This window comes from Corynebacterium suranareeae, from assembly GCF_002355155.1.
In the GTDB taxonomy this organism is placed as follows: domain Bacteria; phylum Actinomycetota; class Actinomycetes; order Mycobacteriales; family Mycobacteriaceae; genus Corynebacterium; species Corynebacterium suranareeae.
On the sequence record NZ_AP017369.1, the window covers coordinates 2,622,037 to 2,645,943 of the forward strand.

At 50.5% G+C, this 23,907-nt stretch carries 26 protein-coding genes; 11 read left to right on the forward strand and 15 right to left on the reverse strand.

What is annotated here, in order from left to right:
• Positions 1–81 precede the first annotated feature (81 nt).
• Together N24_RS12120 and N24_RS12125 are read left to right on the forward strand one after the other, a co-directional pair.
• On the forward strand, positions 82–1,659 hold the full coding sequence (locus N24_RS12120) for a lamin tail domain-containing protein (RefSeq protein ID WP_231911002.1): 1,578 nt from the start codon (positions 82–84) through the stop codon (positions 1,657–1,659).
• A 68-nt stretch (positions 1,660–1,727) separates the two neighbouring features.
• Positions 1,728–2,114, forward strand: a complete 387-nt coding sequence (locus N24_RS12125) for a hypothetical protein (RefSeq protein WP_096457482.1) — start codon at positions 1,728–1,730, stop codon at positions 2,112–2,114.
• Positions 2,115–2,128: 14 nt separating this feature from the next.
• On the opposite strand, the gene N24_RS12130 is transcribed toward N24_RS12125, so the two are convergent.
• A complete protein-coding gene (locus tag N24_RS12130; protein ID WP_096457485.1) occupies positions 2,129–2,641 on the reverse strand; it encodes a CAP domain-containing protein in 513 nt (170 codons plus the stop codon).
• Positions 2,642–3,982: 1,341 nt separating this feature from the next.
• Between N24_RS12130 and N24_RS12135 the strand changes: the two genes are divergently transcribed.
• The 7 genes from N24_RS12135 (at position 3,983) to N24_RS16730 (ending at position 8,489) form a co-directional block, all read left to right on the forward strand.
• On the forward strand, positions 3,983–4,960 hold the full coding sequence (locus N24_RS12135; RefSeq protein ID WP_231911003.1) for an NAD-dependent epimerase/dehydratase family protein: 978 nt from the start codon (positions 3,983–3,985) through the stop codon (positions 4,958–4,960).
• Between the two features lie 245 nt (positions 4,961–5,205).
• Complete coding sequence (locus N24_RS16285; protein ID WP_157736425.1) at positions 5,206–5,364, forward strand: hypothetical protein; 159 nt, start codon at positions 5,206–5,208, stop codon at positions 5,362–5,364.
• A gap of 6 nt (positions 5,365–5,370) precedes the next feature.
• A complete protein-coding gene (locus tag N24_RS12140; protein WP_096457488.1) occupies positions 5,371–5,850 on the forward strand; it encodes a CinA family protein in 480 nt (159 codons plus the stop codon).
• Between the two features lie 27 nt (positions 5,851–5,877).
• On the forward strand, positions 5,878–7,089 hold the full coding sequence (locus tag N24_RS12145) for a zinc-dependent alcohol dehydrogenase (RefSeq protein WP_096457491.1): 1,212 nt from the start codon (positions 5,878–5,880) through the stop codon (positions 7,087–7,089).
• A gap of 239 nt (positions 7,090–7,328) precedes the next feature.
• The gene (locus N24_RS12150; protein WP_096457494.1) at positions 7,329–7,559 is read left to right on the forward strand and encodes a transposase; all 231 of its coding nucleotides are present in this window, start codon (positions 7,329–7,331) and stop codon (positions 7,557–7,559) included.
• A gap of 354 nt (positions 7,560–7,913) precedes the next feature.
• Positions 7,914–8,240 carry a DDE-type integrase/transposase/recombinase gene (locus tag N24_RS12160; RefSeq protein WP_096457500.1) on the forward strand — a complete coding sequence of 109 codons (327 nt, stop codon included), beginning with the start codon at positions 7,914–7,916 and terminating at the stop codon, positions 8,238–8,240.
• Between the two features lie 108 nt (positions 8,241–8,348).
• Positions 8,349–8,489, forward strand: a complete 141-nt coding sequence (locus tag N24_RS16730; protein ID WP_408607607.1) for an IS3 family transposase — start codon at positions 8,349–8,351, stop codon at positions 8,487–8,489.
• 255 nt (positions 8,490–8,744) lie between these two features.
• Here the strand turns inward: N24_RS16730 and N24_RS12170 are convergent, their stop codons facing one another.
• The 4 genes from N24_RS12170 to lepA form a co-directional block, all read right to left on the reverse strand.
• On the reverse strand, positions 8,745–10,058 hold the full coding sequence (locus tag N24_RS12170) for a TRAP transporter large permease (RefSeq protein WP_096457506.1): 1,314 nt from the start codon (positions 10,056–10,058) through the stop codon (positions 8,745–8,747).
• Positions 10,059–10,060: 2 nt separating this feature from the next.
• Positions 10,061–10,636 carry a TRAP transporter small permease gene (locus N24_RS12175; protein WP_167382107.1) on the reverse strand — a complete coding sequence of 192 codons (576 nt, stop codon included), beginning with the start codon at positions 10,634–10,636 and terminating at the stop codon, positions 10,061–10,063.
• On the reverse strand, positions 10,633–11,679 hold the full coding sequence (locus tag N24_RS12180; protein ID WP_167382190.1) for a TRAP transporter substrate-binding protein: 1,047 nt from the start codon (positions 11,677–11,679) through the stop codon (positions 10,633–10,635). The genes N24_RS12175 and N24_RS12180 overlap by 4 nt, the downstream gene beginning before the upstream one ends.
• 309 nt (positions 11,680–11,988) lie before the next feature.
• A complete protein-coding gene (gene lepA, locus N24_RS12185; protein ID WP_096457509.1) occupies positions 11,989–13,836 on the reverse strand; it encodes a translation elongation factor 4 in 1,848 nt (615 codons plus the stop codon).
• Positions 13,837–14,091: 255 nt separating this feature from the next.
• On the opposite strand from lepA, the gene N24_RS12190 reads away from it, so the two are divergent.
• Both N24_RS12190 and rpsT read left to right on the forward strand, forming a co-directional pair.
• Entirely contained in the window at positions 14,092–14,703 is a 612-nt protein-coding gene (locus N24_RS12190; RefSeq protein ID WP_096457512.1) for a type II toxin-antitoxin system PemK/MazF family toxin, read from the forward strand.
• A 198-nt stretch (positions 14,704–14,901) separates the two neighbouring features.
• A complete protein-coding gene (gene rpsT / locus N24_RS12195; RefSeq protein ID WP_096457515.1) occupies positions 14,902–15,165 on the forward strand; it encodes a 30S ribosomal protein S20 in 264 nt (87 codons plus the stop codon).
• Positions 15,166–15,229: 64 nt separating this feature from the next.
• Here the strand turns inward: rpsT and N24_RS12200 are convergent, their stop codons facing one another.
• The 10 genes from N24_RS12200 to N24_RS12245 form a co-directional block, all read right to left on the reverse strand.
• Complete coding sequence (locus N24_RS12200) at positions 15,230–15,901, reverse strand: LysE family translocator (RefSeq protein ID WP_096457521.1); 672 nt, start codon at positions 15,899–15,901, stop codon at positions 15,230–15,232.
• Positions 15,902–15,905: 4 nt separating this feature from the next.
• Positions 15,906–16,307, reverse strand: a complete 402-nt coding sequence (locus N24_RS12205) for an ankyrin repeat domain-containing protein (RefSeq protein WP_096457524.1) — start codon at positions 16,305–16,307, stop codon at positions 15,906–15,908.
• 31 nt (positions 16,308–16,338) lie between these two features.
• Positions 16,339–17,334, reverse strand: a complete 996-nt coding sequence (gene holA, locus N24_RS12210) for a DNA polymerase III subunit delta (protein WP_096457527.1) — start codon at positions 17,332–17,334, stop codon at positions 16,339–16,341.
• Between the two features lie 6 nt (positions 17,335–17,340).
• Positions 17,341–19,005: a ComEC/Rec2 family competence protein gene (locus N24_RS12215; protein WP_096457530.1), complete on the reverse strand. Its 1,665-nt coding sequence runs from the start codon at positions 19,003–19,005 to the stop codon at positions 17,341–17,343.
• Positions 19,002–19,652, reverse strand: coding sequence for a ComEA family DNA-binding protein (locus N24_RS12220; RefSeq protein WP_096457533.1), 651 nt, complete (start codon positions 19,650–19,652; stop codon positions 19,002–19,004). Before N24_RS12220 ends, N24_RS12215 begins: the two co-directional genes overlap by 4 nt.
• Before the next feature lie 64 nt (positions 19,653–19,716).
• Positions 19,717–20,541, reverse strand: a complete 825-nt coding sequence (locus tag N24_RS12225) for a DegV family protein (RefSeq protein WP_096457535.1) — start codon at positions 20,539–20,541, stop codon at positions 19,717–19,719.
• A gap of 60 nt (positions 20,542–20,601) precedes the next feature.
• On the reverse strand, positions 20,602–21,312 hold the full coding sequence (locus N24_RS12230) for a histidine phosphatase family protein (protein ID WP_096457538.1): 711 nt from the start codon (positions 21,310–21,312) through the stop codon (positions 20,602–20,604).
• A gap of 11 nt (positions 21,313–21,323) precedes the next feature.
• Positions 21,324–21,797: a ribosome silencing factor gene (rsfS, locus tag N24_RS12235; RefSeq protein WP_096457541.1), complete on the reverse strand. Its 474-nt coding sequence runs from the start codon at positions 21,795–21,797 to the stop codon at positions 21,324–21,326.
• Positions 21,798–21,946: 149 nt separating this feature from the next.
• Positions 21,947–22,609, reverse strand: a complete 663-nt coding sequence (nadD, locus tag N24_RS12240; protein ID WP_096457544.1) for a nicotinate-nucleotide adenylyltransferase — start codon at positions 22,607–22,609, stop codon at positions 21,947–21,949.
• A gap of 39 nt (positions 22,610–22,648) precedes the next feature.
• A complete protein-coding gene (locus N24_RS12245) occupies positions 22,649–23,668 on the reverse strand; it encodes a PE-PPE domain-containing protein (protein WP_096457547.1) in 1,020 nt (339 codons plus the stop codon).
• Positions 23,669–23,907 lie beyond the last annotated feature (239 nt).

Consider the following 23,907-nt stretch of genomic DNA (forward strand, 5'->3'; position numbering starts at 1 on the left):
GATAACTACGTGCCATTAGGTTTTCTGTGTTCAAGAAAATGTTCAAGAAAATGAATCACAGAAAACCTGAAAGTAGTTGACGTGAAAAAGCGAAACGTCTTGCTGGCTCCGGTAGTTGCATCTGTTGTGTGCGGCACCATCGCCACCAGCATTGTTCCAACACATGCTGCACCGACTGATAAGTCACCGATCGTTATTAATGAGGTCGAGTCCAACGGTGATCCAATCGGAGATTTCGTTGAGTTGGCAAACACGGACAACAACAACTCCATCGATATCTCTGGTTGGACTTTGGTGGACGAAAAAGATGAAAACGCTGTTGTTTTGCCAGAAGGAACTGAAATTGAGTCCGGCGGATACTTTGTTATCTACACCGACGCCGAAAATTATCAATCGACCAACAACACCTATGGTGGCACAGACCATTTCGGTCTAGGCAAAGATGACACTGTAACTTTGCGTAACGCTGCGGGTGAGACTGTGGATTCTTATTCGTGGAAAGATCTGGGTAAACACGCAGAGCACACTTATGGCCGCGTCCCCGATATGGTTGGCGAGTTCGCTGAAACAGGTGCGTCCACCCCAGGTGCTAAAAATATTGCAGCTTCGGGCTCGGAAGAGCCAGGTCTGGTTACCAACGCCCAGCTCCCTTTCCACGATGTGAAGATTTCCCCTGTGCACCTCGGTGGAGATTTCACTGGTGAAGACATGTCGGGTGTCGATTTCGATGCGTCAGGAACAGCATGGATCGCCAACAATGACATCGGCAAAATCTACTCCCTTGCACACGACCCTGCTGATAATTCTTATGAGCTCAGTGGTCAGTGGGAAACTGCCTACCCAGAAGGTGGCGGACAACCAGATGCTGAGGGAATTGTCGCAGCTAAAAACGGTGATATTTATCTATCCACTGAACGCGACAATGCTAATAAGAATGTCTCGCGCCCATCCATTTTGAAATTTGCTAATCCCACTGGCAAAGACGGCGTACAAACGGCTGTTGCAGAGTGGAATCTTTCGGAGTTCACCGGCGATATCCAACCTAATGGTGGCCTTGAAGCTATCGCGCAGCTAGAAGACAATATCTTCGTTGTTGGCGTCGAGGAAACAGGCGACCTCCTCGTGGTCGACCTTTCTGCACAGGATCCTGTGTTGCTCCAACGATATGAGTCCGCGTTCGAAGGCGTCATGGCCCTTGATTACAACGCAGCAAGCAAAAAGCTCAGCGTCTTATGTGATGAAGCGTGCGACGGCATGTCTGAAGTTCTTGACTGGGATGGATCTTCATTGTCCAAGTCGGATGATTTGATCTATGAACGCCCAGTCCAACTAGGTAATTGGGCTAACGAGGGCTTTTGTACGTTCACCACTGAACTGGCGTGTGAAAAGGGTGGCACTGTCACTGCTACGAGCTACCTTTGGGCAGATGACGCCTCCTCAAACGAGGGTACTTCTCTTAATTCCGCTCAGATCATCGACGGTGAATGCGACAACACACAGCCTCAAGGCAGCTCGTCCAATGAGTTTATCTCTGGCAGCGTCGCAGGCTCGCTTGCCACTTCAGTTTTGGCAGTTGTCGGCATTGCAGGAGCCCTAGGTGGATTTATCCAACAATTGCTCGCAGCGTTCCCTATGCTCCAGCAGTTTTTCCGCGCCTAACTATTTCCCCGCGGGGTTTGGCCTTATGATTAGCTAAAACCACTTCTCCGCAGTGAAAGCTAGTCGCCTTGCCCCCATCTTTTTTCAAGCGCTTCCGCAAATCCGAACCGGATCTTTTGGCCCTGCCTCCCCAGATCCGGGACGTTGTCGCGGAGGTGCTTGATGTATTTATGGCGGAATCTTTAGTTATTATCAACATCGATCAGCACAGCGCCACCATGCTTATCGACGCCGCCAGCCACCTTAACCCCACCCGCTTCACCGGACCCAAGGGCCGCCCGCTCAGCGTCATTCCTATTGATGATCCCCGAGCTCGCCCCACACTTCACCCCGATCACGGGTGGATGATCCCACTTAGCCCTCCCGTTGTTGAGGAGCTTGTGGACAATGGTTTAGAACCGGGAGAAAAAGAATTAGAGAGCATCAACGTAGCTTTCATTGTTGATGCTCTCTAGCAGGTTTCCGCTATTTACAGTGCGCGGAACACTACTGTGTAGCTTCCATCTGGGCGGGCTACAACTCCCACACCACCGCGGGTGATTCCCTGCTGCAACATATTGTTCTTGTGCGATGGCGATCCATCCCACAAGGTAACTGCACGTTCTGGGCTGCTGCAGTACGCGACGTTTTCATAGAAGTTTCCGCCAGCTGGATGTCCTGCTGGTGCACCGGAATCAGTGAGGCTTTGTGCCCATGAATGCGCGCCGGCAGCTAGGTTGGCATCTGCTGCCACTGCCCCCAAACCGTGTTGCGCACGATACAGATTGATTTGGTTCAATACCGCAGTTTCTACTGCTGAAGAATTACCTGCGGCAGCTGGTTGTGCAAATACAGGGGCGATAGCTGGAGTTACGCCAAGATCGCTTGATCCCATGGCTGATACTGGTGAAGCGGAGACTGCTTGAAGGCTGGCTAGAGCGATTGCAGCTGTGCTTGCAAGAATTCCGACTCTTTTAAAGGCTGAGACTTTAAAGAAAGTCATGGCACCTCTTCCTAAGTATTCTTATCTGAGATTTCGCTTAACAAAGCGGGACAAGCCTAAGAATAGCTTAAGATTAGGAACTTAGCTAACTTTCTTATAATAAGTTAGATTGCAGAATATATAAATGTATTTTAATCAGGAAACCCCAGACAGGAAGAATTTTCATTCCGTCTTTAACGCTCAACGTAGGAGAATCTAAAGTAATAAAAAATTAAGCGTCGTACTGACTACGTCGACTCTGAAAGATTTTTACTTAACTTTTACTAAGCAATCGCTGCTAAAATTTTTACACTAAAAATAAAAAATCTGCTCACTTTGAGATTCATTTAGTCTCTTACGTGACCCACCAGGATTAAGCCCTGCTTGGCAGGCACCGGCTACCCTACAACCCGGGACACGAAGGAGACTTGCCGATCATCGTTCTAAAGTCTATTCAACATAGGGCTCACATAAGAAAGTTGAGGTGTACGACACGAAGAATGAACAGGTGTTACTCCAGCAGATCCTCAGCGATCTCAGCACCAATGAATCGACACTGCATAACGTTCGCCTACTAAGCACAGCCCCCGCCACACAAAACAACAGTATCTACGAGCCATACGGATCCCCACGATGAGGAACGAAAACGCACACAGCTTTTCCGACACGACACCAAATTTCTGATCCCTCTTCCGGTTTGTGGACCACCCTCATCACCCTATTCTCATAGACGTTTAGGTGAGAGCGTTGAAAAATCAACCGCTCCCCCAGGATAAACGCCCCACCACCTAGTCAGTTCTGGGTGCTTAAACAAAGACACTCTGGGTAGAAGCATCCGCAATCGACGTAAAGATCACTCTTAAACAAATTGTCCACATCATGTCAACGAAATAGCCGCCCCTGAATCCTATACGCTGGGCTTATTTTATTAGCAGCTCAAGGTTCGTCTTATTTTAATGCTGTAGGTCCTACTGAATGGGTGCCCCTCAAACCGTTGCAGGCCGGGTAGCACCTGAACCCGTCCTAGATTCCGACATACTCCCAAATGCTAACTACGAGAAAATGCTCAGATATTTTCGCCACCTCACGGCTGGGTAAGAATGCTAAATCTTCGGATTCTTGGAGTACCCAAACGCTTGGGATATGTAGATGCATTCCGGTGGGTGCCGAGCCCATACTCAATACGGTGGGGCTGCCGTCCTACCACTCGAAGGACGACTTCGCGAAGCGTCACAATAGTAATTAATCAGTTTTACCCAGAAAGCGGAGGCACTCGTAACAACAGCATTACGTGTAGGCTAGGCCACACTCGACCGCACGACCTAGATTCCACAACAGATTAATTATGTTTAGGAGACCACTATGCGAGTCGTTATTATTGGAGCCACAGGCAACCACGGTACTGCTGTGCTCAAAGCGTTGCAGTCCACCCATGAAGTTACACACATTACCGGTATCGCTCGGCGTCTTCCTGATGCTAACTTCAAACCTTACGCTGGCTGCGAGTGGGAAACTGTGGATATCGCTGCAGCCAGTACTGCTACCGACGCAATCATTGAATTAACCGACATACTCCAAGGAACTGACGCGGTAATTCATTTAGCCTGGTTAATTCAGCCGAACAAGCGCCGAGAACTTCTCAGCCGAGTAAATGTGAAGGGCACCCGACGCGTCGCCGAGGCTATAGCTGCTGCTGGAGTGCCACGCCTGGTGGTCGCTAGCTCCGTAGGGGCTCATGCTCCTGATCACAGCCGTAAAGATAAAGAAAACCCGCCTCTGCGGGAAGAGAATTGGCCCGCCACCGGCATAGCATCGACTCACTACAGCTGCGACAAGGCTGGTACGGTAGCTGCGAATGCTGGCTGTATTGATATGGCCATGCAAGCACCCATGATGGATAGCTCCGGTGCGGTGAAGGGATTAGGTTGGCAACCACAGCACAGTGTGGCCGATGCTTTGCGCGAATTGTTTAACGCTCTGTGTAGTGGCCAAAGGGCTTCGTTTCTACCGCTGCGCCCCCGTGAACGGGTCCCTGTCGCCCCCTCGGGTGACATTCCCAATGAGATGTCGCAAGAAGAGCCTCTTCAGCTGCAACTTACCAACCACTTGACCGGGGCAACCGCAGCCACGGACCGAGTGGCACATGACTACGTAGACACCCCAATGTTCGCGACAGTCTCGGCTTTGGCCGTGGAAATCCAGACGAAACGAGAATCTTTAAAAAATTTTATCCAACGATCAACTCTCAAGCAGATGTCATACCGACAGGCCGTCGCAGACGACGCTGAAAAGATAGGAAGGTTAAAGGACAACGAGCGGGTGGCAAGTCGCCCTCCCTGACGATGCGGCTCGAGACCGAGCTGACGCGCAGTGCAGTAATCGTTAAAAGGCGGGTGGGAAACTGTAATTAAGTCCTCGGAAAAACGCAGATGGACCGCACGCCTTTCGCGAAGTTCCGCGATAACATCCCCGATCGACTCACAGTTTTAGATGAGGTACACACTTATGCACGTTCCCGAGCTTTATTAAAAACACATGAGGTCTACAAAGATCAAACAATCCACCCTCAAGAATAGGAGCTAGAGATGACTGACCCAAAGAAAAGGGCAAAAGGAGAGAACCTCGATCCTACGGAACCAAAAAACGGCGATATAAATACCGAGGGTCCGAAAAATAATGCGGAGACTGTGGAGGAATGGGAATATGAGTCTTTTCCAGCCAGTGATCCTCCTCAGAACTATTGATCAGCTATGACTCTTACTAACGTTGCCACACAGATTTCCGAATTGGCCACCCATCATGGTTTTACTGTTGCCGTTGCAGAATCGTTGACCGGTGGAAAAATCACTAGCCGACTTAGTGCTGCTCCGGATTCCTCTCGATGGTTGGCTGGAGGCATAGTTTGCTATGAAACTCGGATCAAATATGAGGTGCTTGGGGTGCCCGAAGGAACCCCAGTTATAACAGAAGCAGCGGTGAATGCCATGGTCACTGGTATTGCTGATCTGATGACTGCGGATGCGACCGTTGCTGTCTCGGGTGCAGGCGGGCCAAGTGACCAAGAAGGAAAACCCCCAGGCACAACGTGGATAGCAGTCATGGTCCGTGATGCTATTCACACTGAGCTACACCATTTCCGCGGTGAACCAGAGGAGATTCTCCACGCAACCGAAGAGCATGCCCTGCACCTGTTGTACAACAAATTAGTCGAGGCCTGCTCGACTATTTGACCAACACTTCCCTACCTAAGGAGAAAAATGAAAGCGTTGACCTGGCAAGGAAAACGAAAAGTAAGTGTAGAAACCGTACCCGATCCAGAGCTTAAAACCTCCACGGATGCCATTATCGAAGTGACGTCCACTGCTATCTGCGGTTCAGACCTTCATCTTTATGAAGTACTTGGGCCTTTCATGGATCCTGGCGACATCATCGGACATGAACCAATGGGAAGAGTTGTCGAAGCAGGGTCAGCTACCCACCTAAAGGAAGGGGATCGTGTAGTCATTCCCTTCACGATCTCTTGTGGCACCTGCTGGATGTGTAAACGCGGATTGTACTCGCAATGCGAAACGACCCAGGTGACCGAACACGGTTCTGGAGCGAAACTCTTCGGTTACTCCCGTCTGTATGGTTCTGTACCGGGTGCGCAGGCACAATACCTGAGAGTTCCACACGCTGATTTCGGCCCCATCAAAGTCGGTGAGGAACTACCTGACCACCGCTACCTCTTCCTAAGTGATGTTTTGCCGACTGCATGGCAAGGTGTGAAGTACGCCGGTGTCCGCGAAGGTGACACACTTGCTGTCTACGGTCTAGGCCCAGTGGGACAAATGGCAGCACGCATCGGTCGGCATTTGGGCGCCCGGGTATTCGGTATCGATCCGGTCCCTGAACGTCGTGCAATGGCGGCCCGTCACGGTATCGAGGTGTTCGATTTTAATGAAGACACAAATGACGCTATCCGAGACACCACTGACGGGCGTGGTCCAGACTGTGTCGTAGATGCCGTGGGTATGGAAGCTCACGGTTCCTCTGTAGGCAAACTTGCCCATCAAGCTATCGGTGTGCTGCCCGATGCACTCGGTCGGAAAATGATGGAACACGGCGGATTGGACCGCCTCTCGGCTGTGCATTCAGCTATCGATTTGGTACGCCGTGGCGGAACTATCTCACTCTCCGGTGTCTACGGTGGACAGGCTAGCCCGATGCCAATGCTCACTCTCTTTGATAAACAAATTCAACTGCGTATGGGCCAGTGCAACGTAAAAAGATGGATCGATGACCTCCTACCGCTAGTAGAAGATTCATCCGATCCTCTAGGGGTAGATGACCTGGTCACACACCGCGTACCTCTTGTAGATGCACCGTCGGCTTATGAGAAGTTCCAAAAAAAGCACGACGGATGCATCAAGGTTGTGCTAGATCCACACTCCATCGAAGAGGCCACCGTGGATTCACCCCTCGACTAACCAAGACACTGCCATGTATGCGGTCGCCCCAGAAAAACTTATCGTTATCTAGAGAGGAGCTTTAACCGCAGGTCATGTTTAACAGCAAAAGGCGACAGTAATATTTCGTTCACTCCGTGTTCCCCGTCTCACTGACGGAATTCCTATAAAATTTTCCTGTGTCATGAGGCGGGTATAACAGTCGAGGCGGGGGTGCGCCCGTATGGTGATTTGAGACAGGGGCTAGGAGAATTAGTTCCATGTCGAATCGCCGTATCTTCACTGAAGAGTTCAAAGCAGGGGCTGTACAACTCGTCGTATCATCCGGGCGCTCCATCAAAGATGTAGCCACCGAGTTAGGCATCCAAGAAGCAACATTGGGTGCGTGGGTAAGCCTGGAAAACTTAAACACCCCGATGCTGGTGTGGATGAACCAGGCCCTGTTGAGTGAGCGAAATACAAGGCTTTGCAGGCTGAGAATGCTGCGTTGAAACGAGAGAATGAGTTTCTGGGAAAAGCCAGAGCTTTCTTTGCAGCGAAGCACCTGTATAGGATTTCGATGCGTTCATCGAGCAAGATAAGGCCGTCTTTTCTATCACATGAATGTGATAGGAAACTGGGCGTATCCGCAGTCGTCGTATTATTGCTGCCCAAAGCCTGCGGGTCTAACGCCAACTGCTAAAAGACACGTGTATTTCAGGGACGAGGTCGTCCAGGAGTTTAAAGACAGCAACCAGATGGCTGGTAGGGATCAGCAGACCATGGTGCTGTACCAGCGGGGTGTCAAAGTTTCTGTTGGGATCGTGGGATCAATTATGAACGAATGAGGAGTGCGTGCCAGATGGATGCGTGCCTGGAAGAACACCACGGGCAGTGACCCCGCAGCACGAACCGAGCACATCCACAATCATATGCTCGACAGCCACAGGAAACGAGACTTCACCGCCGACGTACCTGGGGCCAGGCTTGTCGATGACATCACCTGCCTAAAGACGGGTTCGGGGTGGCTGTACTTGGCTACCGTGATTGATTTGGCTACGCGAATGGTGGTGGGGTGGTCGATGGATTCCACTATGCCCACACCGTTGGTGATTAACGCGCTAGGTATGGCAGGTGATCATGGGCATCTTCATCCTGAGGATGCAATTTTTCACTCGGATCAAGGATCGTAATACACTTCCGGAGAATTTCAGAAGTGATGTGCGGCAACAAGATCACCGAGTCGATGGGAGTGAGCGGGGTGTATTGGGATAATGCAGTAGCGGAGTATTTCTTCTCTTCTGAAAACCGAAATGTATCACCATTGTGGCTGTAAGAATCACCTTTCGGCCAGGGCCACGGTGATGGAATATATCGCGGGTTGGTGCAACCGGCGCCGTCCTTATAGCAATAACCAGGGGCTGTTGCCCGCTGGTGCTTGACCGCATATCAGCAACAGTATGGGCTAGCAGCAGCGTAAGAGAAAAACTCAATCAAGCTGTCTCAAAAACTTGACGAGTGCAGTCTCCAACTAGGAGAACATATAGTGCAAATATTTGATATTAAAATAATAAGCATCGCATAGTTTTCTATCACTTTGACTAATCTTGCTTAACTTTTACTAAGCAAAAAACCGCCACAGCCCTGCTCTACCAAATAGAGAAAAGCTGTAACGGTTTTAAGGTTTAAGGAAACTTCTAACCTGCCATTAATCCCATGGTTGTCGGGAGCCACACAGAAATCTGAGGAACAAACACAACGATGAACAAGGCGATAATAATGGCTGCAAGATACGGCCACAGGCGCCTGATCACCGTTTCGACGCGAAGTCCTGCTACCTGCGAACCAACAAACAAGACGTTGCCAACCGGTGGTGTAATAACACCCACGGAAAGGTTCATCACCACCATCGCACCGAAGTGGATAGGATCAACGCCTAGTTCAGTGACAACAGGTAGGAAGATAGGAACGAAGATCAAAATTGCTGGGGTCGGATCCATCACTGTGCCAATGAGTAGCAAGATGAACATCATGATCAGCAAAATGACGACCTTGGAATCAGAAACTGAAAGCAACGCTTCAGCAATCATCTGAGGAATCTTGGCAAATGCCATCACCCAAGACAATGCAGCAGACACGGCAATCAGCAACATGACAATCGAGGTTGTGCGGGTAGCTTTCAGCAAAATCTCCGCCAAATCCCCCACTTTGATCGTGCGGTAGATAAAGCCCAAGACCAGGCAATATACCACCGCAATTGCTGCAGACTCGGTTGGGGTAAACCAGCCCAGCAAGATACCGCCCACCACAATGACAATCATGAGCAAGGATGGGACTGCACGCCACAGCACCACGAGTGCTTGCTTGAAGGTTGGGTGTACCTGATCACGCTTGTAGTTTTCTTTACGTGCCAGCCATGTGCCCACAATGACACAGGCCAAAATCCACAACAGTCCAGGTCCGACACCTGCCATGAATAATGCGGCAATGGAGGTTGAAGACACCAAGGAGTACACAATGAAGGTATTCGATGGCGGAATCAGCATTCCTGCAGGGGCGGAAGCCACGTTCACTGCAGCGGAGTACGCGCGGGAGTAACCTTCCTCTTTCATCTTTGGTGTCATCACGGTACCGACAGCAGATGCTGCGGCCACTGCTGCACCTGAAACTGCACCGAAAAGACCATTAGCGGCGATGTTTGTGTTCGCCATGGAGGCAGGCATGCGGCCGACAAGCACCTTGGCGGCGTCGATAAGCCTTGTTGCAATACCACCGGAGTTCATCAGCGATCCGGCTAAGACGAAGAAAGGAATCGCTAAAAGCGTAAATGAGTTCGTACCGGTAAACATGCGCTGGGCAACGGCCTGCGCGGCGTTTTCCGGACCAAGAACAGCCATCGCTGCAATCAAAGATGGCAAACCAATGGCGATGGCAACGGGTACTGATGCGATGATAAGTACCACAATGCCGATGACAAGAATTAATGCTGCTACAGCTGCTGGTGACAACATAATTAGTTCTTCCCTTCCGCTGAGCCTGCTACTGCAGCCGAAGGATCATGGCCTTCGAGCTCGTCTAAGTCACGGGGTTCTTCTGACTCATCAACTTCTGGATATGGATCTTCTTTTCCGCTAGCCACAGAGATCAGATCGATAATGGCAAAAAGCGCGATAAAGATTCCGGCAATCGGAATAACCACGTAGACCCAACCAATAGTTAATGGCAGTGCAGTTAGCTGCTGGTTCCATGCGATTGATGCAGCGAGATATCCGCCCCAAATCATGCCAAGCAGGGCAAATAGAACAACCAAGAGCTGCACAATTACCTGCAACACACGCTGCGTTTTAAGCGGTAGCTTGCGGGCTAGGAAATCCACCGCAATGTGTCCGCGTTCGCCGAAGAGGAACGCACTACCAATAAACGAAAGCCACACAAATAACAGTTTGGATAGTTCTTCAGACCACGTGGATGGGTTGTGTAAAACCTGGCGGCTAAACACCTGCCACACTGTCACGCAGACCAGCACCGCAAACAAAATAGTGCTAGCAAATCCCAATGCTTTGGTGATTCCTGATTTGAGTGTCATCATGATGCAGCACCTCCAGCGGTATCAAAACTACGCACATCGTCATAAAGCTTGCGCTGGAAGTCTGTGGTTAGGAATTCATCTTTGATCGGAGCCAAAGCTTCGGCAAAGGCCTCCGCATCAACGTCGATAAATTCCGCTCCTGCAGCTTTAGCCTTTTCAATCACTGCATCGGTTTCTGAATTCCACAAATCTGTGTGTTCAGTCATGGCAGCATCCCATTCTTTCAGGAACAGCTCACGATCTGGCTCGCTCATGGCTTCAAGCAAATCGTGGCGCATGATCATATAGTCCAAACCAACAAGGTGATTGGTGTTGCTGTTGTATGGTGCTACCTCAAAGTGGTTCTGGGTAACATAGCTGATTTCATTGTTTTCAGCACCATCCAAAACGCCAGACTGCATCGCGGTGTATACCTCACCGTAGGACAGCGGGGTTGCCGATCCACCCATCAGCTCAATCATGCGGATATGCATGGCAGATTCCTGCACACGGATTTTCTTTCCAGCCAAGTCAGCTGGGGTTTTCACTGGTGCATCTGTGGTGTAGAGGTTTCGTGTGCCTTGGGTAAAGCCACCGATAACCGAAATATTGTCTGATTCATTAAGACTCTGGAACAGCGGTTCCATCAGGTCTTGATCCCGAATCACCCTCATTTGATGCTCGATGCTGCCAAATGTGGTGGGCATATTAAGAACTTGGAAGTCCTTGTTCATGTTTTCCAGCTGTGTACCGGACACAATCGCCATCTCGATTGCACCGGATTTCACAAACTGCAGGACTTCCTGTTGTGAACCCAATTGCTCGTTCGGGAAAACTTCAATCTTCCATCGGCCATCGGTTGCTTCTTCAAAACGCTCCGACAGGTGGTCCAACGCAATAAAGCTTGGGTGGGATTCAGATTGGTTTAACGCCAATTTGATGTAGGTAGTTTTATCCTCGGCTCCGACGGTATCAAGGTCTAATCCGCCGAGGTCAGCGCATGACGCGAGAGTTAAACTCAAGGTCGCGATGATTCCGGCGGCAGCAGGTGCTCTTCTTCGCATGTGGTGTCTCCAGTTCACATCACGGTCAACGAAAGCAACCATGATTCATTTTTCACATGGCTCTACCCCGGAAAAGGGATCACCATTGTGTGCAACCTTAACAGTGAGACCTACAAGTGACCTAGTGCACGTATTACCTTTAACCCCTCATTCAGGGGTATTAAACAAATCTTCCGCCTTGAAAAACTTTCGCTTTTCGACGCTTCCCCCTACCGGACGCCCCAGTTCTTGCACCTGCAGAGCGGTTGTATGAAAAAAATGGTGTCCGGTGAGCGTGAACTCACCGGACACCATTTTTTAAGGTGTAGCTTATCCTTCGTCGGTAGATAGTGCTGCGACGAATGCTTCCTGAGGAACCTCAACGGATCCAATGTTCTTCATGCGCTTCTTACCGGCCTTCTGCTTCTCCAAAAGCTTGCGCTTTCGAGAAATATCGCCACCGTAGCACTTAGCCAAAACGTCCTTGCGCAACGCACGGATATTCTCACGTGCAATAACCTTGGAACCAATGGCAGCCTGCACCGGCACCTCAAACTGCTGACGTGGAATGAGTTCTTTCAGTTTCACCGTCATCTTATTGCCATACCACTGCGCATTATCACGGTGGACAATCGCAGAGAATGCATCCACTGGTTCGCCCTGGAGCAAGATATCAACCTTGACCAGATCAGCTGTTTGCTCTCCAGCTTCCTCGTAGTTCAAGGAAGCGTATCCCTTGGTGCGAGACTTCAACATATCGAAGAAATCGAAGATGATCTCACCCAGTGGCATGGTGTATCGAAGTTCCACGCGGTCTTCAGACAGGTAGTCCATGCCACCCATTTGTCCACGCTTTGTCTGACACAGCTCCATTGTTGGTCCCACAAATTCACTAGGAACAATGATGGTGACCTTCACAATTGGCTCATACACTTCGCTGAGCTTTCCGCCTGGCCAATCGGATGGGTTGTGTACGCGGTGTTCTTTGCCTGCTTCATCAACAACTCTGTAGTTCACCGAAGGTGCAGTAGAAATCAGATCAAGCCCGAACTCGCGCTCGAGACGGTCACGGGTAATTTCCATGTGCAACAGACCGAGGAACCCACAGCGGAAACCAAAGCCCAAAGCGACCGACGTTTCGGGTTCGTACGTGAGGGAGGCGTCGTTAAGCTGGAGCTTTTCGAGCGCATCGCGCAAGTCGGGGAAATCCGCTTGGGAAATTGGGAACAAGCCCGAATAAACCATCGGTGTTGGTTCCTGGTAGCCGCGAAGTGGGTCTTCAGCGCCATGGATTGCCCAGGTAACCGTGTCACCAACTTTGGACTGGCGAACATCCTTCACACCGGTGATGAGGTAGCCCACTTCACCGGGGCCAAGCCCTTCACACTTTTTAGGAGTCGGGCTAACAATGCCGATTTCTAGCAACTCATGCGTGGCGCCAGTAGACATCATCTTGATCTTTTGGCGTGGTGTCAACTTGCCGTCCATCATGCGGATGTATGTGACCACACCGCGGTAGGTGTCATAGACCGAATCGAAAATCATGGCGCGTGCTGGAGCATCATCTTCAAAATCGGAGGTTGGTGCTGGAATCAGCTCTACAACTTTATCCAATAGCTCCGGTACACCCATGCCGGTTTTACCAGATACTCGCAAGACATCTTCTGGTTCGCAGCCAACGATGTTTGCAATTTCTAATGCGTACTTTTCTGGGTCAGCCGCTGGCAAATCAATCTTGTTGAGCACAGGAATGATCTCCAGATCATTTTCCATAGCCAGGTACAAGTTAGCCAACGTCTGGGCTTCAATGCCCTGAGCTGCATCAACAAGCAGGATTGCGCCTTCACACGCTTCCAAAGCTCGGGAGACCTCATACGTGAAGTCAACGTGGCCCGGCGTATCAATCATCTGCATAACGATTTGCTGGCCCTCAAACTCACCACTTCGAGGAATCCATGGCAGGCGAACGTTTTGGGCCTTAATAGTGATGCCACGTTCACGTTCGATGTCCATGTTGTCCAGGTACTGATCACGCATATCGCGGGCATCCACAACATTAGATAGCTGCAGGATACGATCAGCGAGCGTAGATTTACCGTGGTCAATGTGAGCAATGATGCAGAAGTTACGAATCCTGGATGGATCCGTAAATGTTTTTTCTGCAAATTTCTCTGCCATATGCGTCAGGGGTCCCTTCAATTAAATAACGGTGTCCTACTCTACCTGAGCAAACCAAAACAATTAAACAGCCCTAAACCGCCGGGCAATCAGGAATTTCTCCTTGATTCTCTAACCCCCTAAACTACCCCCTTTTGATGTAACGCATGACTCAATCTTGCGATATTAGCTAATGAAACAGAAAATGAAATCAGCATTATTTGCTGGGTCTTTTCTTTTAACAAGATCCACGGCCGATACAAAAGGTGAGAACACATGAGCTCTACGCTCGCACGGAAGGCTTCAGGCGACAGTTCCGATAGAAATAAGCCTGGTTTGTTTAAACGTGCGCTTCGATTTCTCACCCACCCGCCACGCAAACAAGTAGATAACAGTCTTGCTGATCTCCGCGAAGGGTTAGGTCTTGGCATCGGGGATTCTGCCACTAGCTCCAACCCCGGCAGCGACCAAGCGGCACTGCATGAAACAACGGAAATCTCTGTTGTTCCAACAGAATCAATGGCGCGCTTAATTTTCTACGCCCCCGATATGGATGGCCAGGCAGATCCCGGTGAAGTTGTATGGATTTGGGCTCCAGCGGATGGCCCTTCGCTACCACCTCGTGAACGCGCCATCGTTGTTGTAGGTAGAAACCGAAACGCCATCCTCGGACTACTAATTTCCTGCAACCCCGAACACCGGTCCCATGAGGATTGGATCGATATTGGATCTGGAGGTTGGGATCCACGAGGGCGTCAAAGTTGGGTCCGCCTGGATCGAGTACTCGAAGTGTCTGAACTTGGCATCAGACGACAAGGAACTGTCATCCCGCAGGGCCGATTTGAGCGCATTGCCAACCGCCTTCGAAACGACTTTGACTGGGCCTAAACCACATTTGGAATTAGGCACCACAACTGATATTCTTGAACGCTGTTGTCCATCTTTAATGTGAGCAGTTAAGTGACATGCGGACAGGACCTTGGGTTCGTTGCACTTTCTGCCAAGTAAGTTTTTCTAACTGCGGGAGAAGCACTTATTGGTGGGTTTGTACACAACTTTAACTAGAAAGTTCAAGAGGTATTTGCGATGGCAAACATCAAGTCTCAGATCAAGCGTAACAAGACCAACGAGAAGGCTCGTCTGCGTAACCAGGCAATCCGCTCCGCAGTCCGCACCGAGATCCGCAAGTTCAATGCAGCTATCGAAGCTGGCGACAAGGATGCAGCTCAGGCTCAGCTCCGCGTAGCTTCCCGCGCACTGGACAAGGCAGTAACCAAGGGTGTCTACCACATCAACAACGCTGCTAACAAGAAGTCCAACATGGCTGGCGCATTCAACAAGCTCGGCTAATTTTTTGGTCTTTTAAAGCTAGGGGCCTTACCAATCACTGATGGGTAAGGCCCCTAGCTTTTGCTTAACCCAACAAACCGGTCAGTCCTTCATAAATTAAGGTTATTCCGACAACGAGGAAAACCACGCCGGCGAGAAGATCAAACCACGGCCCGGCGCGCAGCATTGTTTTACGCACTCGTTCTGTAGAAACAATGACGCAGACAACCGAAAACGTGACAAAGGTTTGTACCAAGATGGCAGCAATGATCCCCACTGCTAACAAAGGCGAGGGGTGTGCTGGCATCAGTGGTGCCAAAATAGCAGCGAAATACATCACTACCTTTGGGTTCGATAAATTGGTGGCCAACCCTTGCCTGTAGACCTGCTTGCGGGTTCCAAGTGCTTCAACAGCATCCGGGATAGGTCGGGCGTGTGCGTTGAAGCGGAACTGGTGGGCGTCGAAAAGCTCTTTTATGGCTGCGCGAAGCAGCTTGAAGCCCATGAAGCTTAGGTATGTGCCGCCGACTAGCTGGATGATGCTAAGAATCGACGGATAGGTGGTTAGAAGCGCTGCCGCGCCGACGACAGTCAGCGTTACCCACACCGTTAAGCCAGTGACGATCCCTGCAACACCTGCAATGGCGTGTGCTCTAGATCGTGTAGCTAAACGAAGAAGGAAAAAGGTATCCGGCCCCGGCGATAAACTACCTACTAAATTAAGCAGTACGAGGGTTGAAAAAGCGGTCCACTCCACTGGCCTATGACTCGAAGCGTTCTACAAGGTCCTCGCGGCCAAACATCTTGGCGGTATCAATGGCGCTTGGGGTTCCAGCTTTCGGATCAGCTCCAGCTGCAAGCAATGCCTCGATAACGGCGTCTTCCTTTTTGAAAATCGCACCAGCCAGTGGGGTCTGATTGCGGTTGTTCACGCGGTTTACATCAGCACCACGATCAATCAAAGCCTGAACAACCTCAACGTGTCCGGCATATGCAGCAAGCATCAATAAAGTGTTGCCGTCTTGATTGGAAAGATTAACGTCAACACCGTTGTCGACATACGCACCTAAGGTGGCAGCGGAGTTTGCACCCCCTTCACGTGCTAGTCCAAAGATCTTAGTTACCAATTCTTGAACATCATCAGGCAGTTGTGGATCAGTCATGCTGGCTTATCTTACTCCCCGCGCGAAAACGTTAACGCCTTGCCAGCTCTGCCACTTTTCGCACTGCTGCTTCAATGGCAAATTCTGGGTCACCGCTTTGTCCTTTCACTGCGGCATCCAGGTCAGCCATCAAAATCACGGCTTCACTAACGGAATCTCCAGACCAATTTCTAGCAACTTTCGCTGTTTTCTCCACGACAAAAGGAGGCATGCCCAATTCTTTAGCCAGTTCAAACCCGTTGATTCGACCCCTGGTGGAATAGAGCCTGGCTATTTGCCCTACCTTCATGCTCAGCGCTGCTGCCAGTGCGACAGGGCTTGTGCCTAATTGCAATGCCCGTCTCGTACTAGCCACAGCTTTTGATACCTGCCCTGCACAGGCAGAATCAGCGATATCAAAGCCTGAAACCTCAGCAACCCCAACGTAGTAGTCACGGACTTTTTCTACAGTCACATTGCCTTGCGTATCATCCACCAATTGGGATACTGCTGAAGCAAGTTCCCGAAGATCAGATCCCACACCTTCTAACAGAGCATGGACAACATCGGGAGTGACCGCAACCTTATGGTTTTTAAACTCCTGCTTCACCCATGCTGGACGGTCGCGATCTTTCAGCTTTTCTGCACCATGCACCACAGCGATCTTTTCTAGCTTTTTCACCATGGATTTAGACCGTCCACCACCAGAGTGCATCACGATCAAATAGGTGCCCGGCCCTGGGTTTACAGCTGCAGAAAGCGTTAGATCTACAGCATCTTGACCAGCTTGATCCATGTTGGTCAGGACCACCACCCGGTCTTCGGCAAACAACGAAGGGCTCAGTGCATCTAGCAATTCACCTTGCGTAATCTCACTAGCTTTCAAGGTGGAAACTTGCAAAGAATCTGGATTAGCCATAGATTCGCGGATATCCTGCACGATTTTTAAGCGTGCACGTTCAGCAAGGAACTCATCATCGCCGAGAATAAGATGAACTGAAGGTTGAACTGAAATAGGTGCAGATGCCACGAGACCATCGTGCCACAAGTTGTCTTAAAACCTCCCGTCCGCTGCATGTTGCGTGCCGTCAATGTGGATACTTACCTCGCCATCTCGGTAGGGGTACAACACCGGAACACCTTCGGATGTCACAATAGGTCTCTGAGACATGCTTCCCTTAGGGTCTTTAACAATGATCAACTCTGTGCCTTTGTCCACGTCGGGGATTTCTGATTCCTCAGAAATAATGACAAAGCGCATATGTGTTGGATCCATCTGCTCAGGAAGTCTCCCGTGCCACATCCCAAAAAGGAAAAAGAGTGCGCAGCAAATTAAAAGGGTGCGGATAAAGCCTTTGTGGATAATGACCACCACCCATAGTGCCGCCACACTTGCCCATGCAATGCCTAGCCATCCTGCATTGATCTCAACGGTGGAATTGGGCAGTTGCTGGCACCACGTTGCTACCTGGTGAATCCACCACGTAAACGGTTCAATTATTTTTAGAAGCACGTATTCCACCGGCCAGGGCAAAAGACTTGCCAACACCGCCACAAGGCCGAGCAAAGTAATCGGCGGTACGGCAATATCGACTAAAACATTGGCCAACACGGACACCAAGGAAACCTGCCTGGCCATCAACGCAATAATCGGAATGGTGACAAGATCCGCAGCAATAGATACCGCCAACGCTCGGACCACAATATCGGGAACTCTCCACCTCGCTAACGGTGGACCAAGAGCCAGGTACAACAATGGGTTAAGCACCACGATGCCTGCTGTTGCAGCACACGACAGCAAAAAGCCATATTGCACGGCCAGATTTGAATCATAGAAAAGCAGAAAGATCACTGCCAAGCACAAACCATGCATTGGTTCCATTCGTGAAGAGTTAATGATGGCTAACAGCCCCACTATGCCGGTGACAGAGGCGCGTAAAACACTCGGTTCAAAACCAACCAGGGAAACAAAGATAACCAACGCGGAAAGTGAAGCAGCCACTCTGGTCCTTGGACCTGCGGTAAGAAAGTATGACAGCACCACCACTGAAGAGACAACGATTGCCACATTGCTGCCACTGACAGCAGAAAGATGTGACAGACCAGTGTCAATATATGTTTGGGATTCAATAGTTCCTTGAAGCCTGGTATCTCCCAACACCATGCCTGGAATTAAGCCGCGAGAGGACTCCCCCACGCTTGTTTCAACTGACTGTGCAAACCCATCGCGCACCTGATTCACCCATGCGCTATATCCAGTGGCAGGTGAGAGTAACTCAATATCAGTTGTAGAGATCGTGAGATCACCAATGCCTGCAAAACTATCAGGGCTTTCTCGCCCCGACACTGCAATCACCGATGCCTTTTCAATGCTGAGATCACCTGAGTAAAACACAGGGATGAGCGCTGGAAAACCTTCTACTTTAAAGCTGATGAGTTGATCTCCGCTGTCTAAAATTTTGATGTTTTCAGCCGTCCCCACCCATGTATCAGGCCGAACAAACTCTTGGGCACTGTTCATCCTTAGCGCAGCTATAGCTACTCCCCCAAGACTTACAGCACCAATGACAAGTCCCTGACCCCAGTGCTTAAAGGCCACTGCTACCATCACTGCGACAACAATGATTCCCAATGCCAACACGTGAAGCGCACTAATAATCAGCGCTGCTACCGCTATCCACATCACCGCGGCAACCGGGACTAATCGCAGCTCAGTCATAGCGACACCAATGCAGCAATCTGTTCAAATTTCGAAGGCCCAATACCTTTAACCTGAAGCAAATCTTCCACGGAGCTAAAACCACCGTTGCTATCACGAAACTCCACGATCGCCTGTGCTGTCTTCTCCCCCACCCCTGGCAAAGTAATCAAATCAGCAACCGTGGCGGAATTTAACGACACCAAACCAGCACTACTTGCTCCTGGTGCCACCTCAGGTGCTGGCGCCTCGCCGATTGCTAAAACATGGATCTGGGTGCCGTCGATAAGCAATTGTGCCAAGTTCAATGCCGTCAGATCAGCGTCTGGCAAGGCACCTGCAATACCCAACGCATCAGCAACCCGGGAGCCTTCAGCAAGTGTTACCAACCCCGGTTTCTCCACGTGCCCCACCACCGACACCACAATGTGCGAACTTGGGGCAGGCGTGTGATAGGTCTCCGCCAACGCAGCCATGGTGGGTGGATTCACCGGTTTCTCACGTGTAAAAAACCAACCAGCCAAACCCAGCATGACAACGATGCACACCACAAGAGCATGCTTGGTAGAAATTTGAAACCGCGGCGTTGGATAACCCACACGCAACAGGTCTTCCTCTCCCGTGGGCTGGGTCAGACCTTTAAGTCGCGCTGCTATATCCGGCTTCATGCAGCACAGGCTAGACCTCGCACACAGAATAAAGCGAGCGCAACCTACTTCGCGCTGTGGATAACTATCTCGCGCCAGGTCTAGCTGTGGACAACTCAGGAGCCTGGTTGGCAAACACCGCAGAAACTGATACAGCGCCTGGCCCAGAGTGCACGGCAAGAGTGGGGTCGATGTCCACGCTTATAAAACTGGATCCCTCCGGCAGGGAGGCTTTCAGTAAATCTTCCAACTGCTTTGCTGCTTCCCTGGCCTCATTTTGACCAATGGCTACAAAAACAGGTTCACCGTCTGCTCTGATTTGAGCCAATTCCACTAACTTGGCAAACGCTTTAGATTGGGTCCGTGTTTTAGCCGCAATCTCCATGCGTCCCTCTTTAAACCGCATGATGGGGCGGGTAGCCAGCGCAGTGGATACCATCGCCGTTGCGGTGGAAATCCGGCCTGATTTCCAAATTTCATCAATGCGGTGGAGGTAAATCCAAGTTTCAGAGCGTTGCAGAGTATCCACGGCAATGTCATAGCATTCCTGCAATGAAGCGCCGTCTTTAGCCAAGCGTGCAGCAGCCATGGCGGCCGCCCCCACCGCCATGCCCAGCGAACTGGTATCCACGACACGCACAGCGTCATCAGCAAAAACTGCGGCAGCTGTTACCGCCGCAGACCAGGTAGAAGAAAGCTCTTTGGAAATGTGCAAAGCTAGCACGCCTTCATCACCACCACGCTCAAGCTGGCGGGCGTAACTTGCAGCAAGTTCCAGTGAAGACAGTCCTGAGGTGCTGCGTTCTTCACCGTTATTCATCACATGCAAATTAATGACGGTGATATCAAGGTCGTCGGCCACATGCGCAGGTAGGCATGCGGAGGAATCAACAATTACACGTACTGGCATCGCTTTTCTCCCTCCACATTCCTATTGCTTTTATTGTGACTTATTGTGACCTATTGCGACTTATTGCGTAACACCCATGTTCCAGCCGTCGAGATACCACTGGGCATTCTCCACATTGTTGCCATCAAATCGAGGGCTGCTGGAAACTGACGCAGACAATTTCAGATCATCTTCAGGGTTTTCACTACCTGCATAATAGCGAGGACGCGCTGTCAATTGCGCCCAACAGGTATTCCCAAGACCAGAAAACATGGGGTATTGATCATAGGAAAGATCAAGCAGATTCGAGGTTAACGCATTGATCGTGCCACCATGAGCCACGATCAACACAGTTCCTTGATCCCAATCATTAAGGGAGACCATCAGCTCATCAACCACTTGCCGTGCCCGGCGCGCGACATCCACACGTGACTCGCCGCCAGGTGGCGCCCACTGCGGGTCGTGGCGCCATTGCGCACGCGCACCAGGATAGGCCGCGTCCACCTCAGTGTGGGTTTTTGCTTGCCACTCACCCAAGTGCGTTTCCCGGAGACGCTTATCGACGCGCACCTCCGCACCAATCAGCGCCGCAACCGCGCTCGCGGTATTGAAAGCGCGGGAAAGATCGGAGCTGAACACATGGGTGATGTTGTGTTGGACTAGTACAGAAGCTGCACTGGCCGCCTGTTGAAAGCCCAGGTCAGACAGCTCTGTGTCCAATTGTCCCTGCATGCGGGACGTGGCGTTGTATTCAGTCTGCCCATGTCGGAGCAGAATCAGGCGACGAGTCACAGGACTACCTCTTAATCGTCCTCGTAGCCAGGCTCGTATTCAGCCGGCAAAGGTGGGAGTTCATCAATGCTATCGATGTTGCGAATATCCGCCTCATCAGACCAGGAGGACTCGCGTTTGAAGGTTTCAATGCCGTCAATTTCAATCAATGGGCAATCGCGGTACAAACGATCCAGACCGTAGAACTCACGCTCGGTCTGACGCTGGACGTGGATCACGATCAAACCGTAGTCAAGCAGAACCCAACGGTTTTCGCGGTTTCCTTCCCGTCGCTTTGGTTCAAAACCAGCCTTAGTCATCTCATCTTCGATTTCTTCGACGATGGCACCAACCTGGCGTTCATTGTCAGCGGATGCTACAACGAAGCAATCGGTGATTGCCATCATGTCAGAAACATCGATGACTGCGATGTCATCAGCCTTCTTTTCATCCGCTGCTTTCGCCGCGATAGTCGCGATGCGGATCGACTCTTCAAGTGCAGACACAAAATTCCTTACAACAGCTCATGTGGTTTTCACCTAAAATTTTTAGGCCTCAACCGACACCGCGGAGAGATTCCGCAATATCAACGTCTCCCAGTTTTCCACGAAGCAGGGCAATTCACCTACTTTTGGGATGAAGTTGAAACTTTTGACTAGCTTTCAACCTTGTTTTGGCGCCGTGGATCCATATCCAAATCAGATCCTTCAGGCCGATAAAGCTGGCGCTTGGCTATGTATTGCACCACCCCATCAGGGACAAGATACCAAACAGGGCGCTCGTTGCTTGCTCGCTCGCGGCAATCTGTCGAAGAAATAGCCATGGCCGGGATATCTACCAAAGAGACGCGGTCTTGATGCATTTCGGGAATGATCTGTCCGTCTAGCTCATATCCTGGTCTGGTTACTCCAACAAAGTGAGCAAGTTCAAAGGTTTTTTCCCAGTCCCGCCAGGTAACGATCTGTGCCAAAGCATCAGCACCGGTAATAAAGTACAGCGAAGCATCCGGGTACTGCTTGCTTAAGTCTTGGAGAGTATCAACGGTGTAGGTATCGCCACCACGATCGATATCTACCCGAGAGACAGTGAATCGAGGATTTGAGGCGGTAGCAATCACCGTCATTAGATAACGATCCTCAGCAGGACTTACCTTTTTGTTGGCTTTTTGCCATGGCTGTCCAGTGGGTACATACACCACGAGATCAAGATCAAAGCGGTCTGCTACTTCAGAACCTGCAACAAGGTGACCATTATGAATAGGGTCAAATGTGCCACCCATGATGCCGATTCGAGCCCGGCGCTTCACCTTTGTAGTCATGAGTGGACAGTATAGTGTTTACACCTTGCAGAACTGGGCTTAGGCTTGCTCAATCCAGGAGGCGACTTCATCGAAAATCTCATCATCCCAAGGCTGGGTGGTGACAAAATACTGAAGATGCACCCGGCCCGCTCTGGAATTTCCACTGCTAATTGTCGCAGCAGCTACAGAAGAACCAGCTGCAGAAAACTGTTCAAAAGAACGATCACACACAATATCCCCGGGTAGGCAATAGCTAATTTTCTGTGAGGTTTCCTCAACTGGGTCAATCGAGCTTGCTAACCCACCTGTTGTTACCTCATGTCCAATCAAGGAAGGATCATCCGGTTGCTGTGCTGGGTTTGCGATATGCAGGGTGCCGACATATTGATCTCTGGTGATTAGTTCTTCTTCATAACCATTAACAACCATCACACCTTGGGAATACCCGCCCAACAAATACTTTGGTGTGCACCCTGTTTCAGCCTCAAAATGGTCGATTGCGCTCATCAGGTTGTCACGTCCACTTGAAACCGAAGTTCCTAGTGCAATAGCGCTGCTTCCTTCAGATGACAGTGGAAAAGAGGCTGGATATTCCGCATTGTTCAGGCCCATGACATAGACGTCCTTCATCAAGGACTCTCCTGTATTTTCCATGTGGTGTTTTTCCAAACGGCCAAAGAAGCTTCTGAAGTTTCGTTCTTCAAACCCGTTTGAGGTCCATGGTGCTTCCTCGCTGTAGCGTGCTGGGCGAATTTGTAAGTTCTGTTCGCTGCCCCGCGCCACAACAGCTAGGACAGATGGGCATTCTCCGAATTGTGGTGGATCAAAAACTTCCTCGTAAAGGTCCGGGGTTAGATCAGGGTGTATCGAAATGTGACTTTGGTCGAGGGGATCCAACAGACGTTTAATAAACGATTCGTGGGATTCGGGAAACAGCAGATTCCACAAATCACTAGACCCAGTTGATGAACCACTAGAAAGCCCGCTGCTCTGCGCGAAAGCAAGTGGAGCATGTACAACCAGGGCTACGATAATGCCAATGCTTGCGATCAGCCCTCGGAATCTTTTAACGGACATGAACGCTCCCCCTTTACCAGCAATCTTTAACTTATACGATCAAAGATTACATCGGATACCAGCCAAGCAAGTGCAATTGGGGTGGTGTCTTCGGATGGGAAAGGGCTTATCGCTTGTCTAAGGCCTTGAGATTTTCAGATGAATGTTTACCAGGCCAAGAAAACCTTCTGGAGTGGTAGGACTTTTACAAGTTGGGGCCAAAATCTCGGCCCACCCAAACCAGGAGACCCAGAATCTTC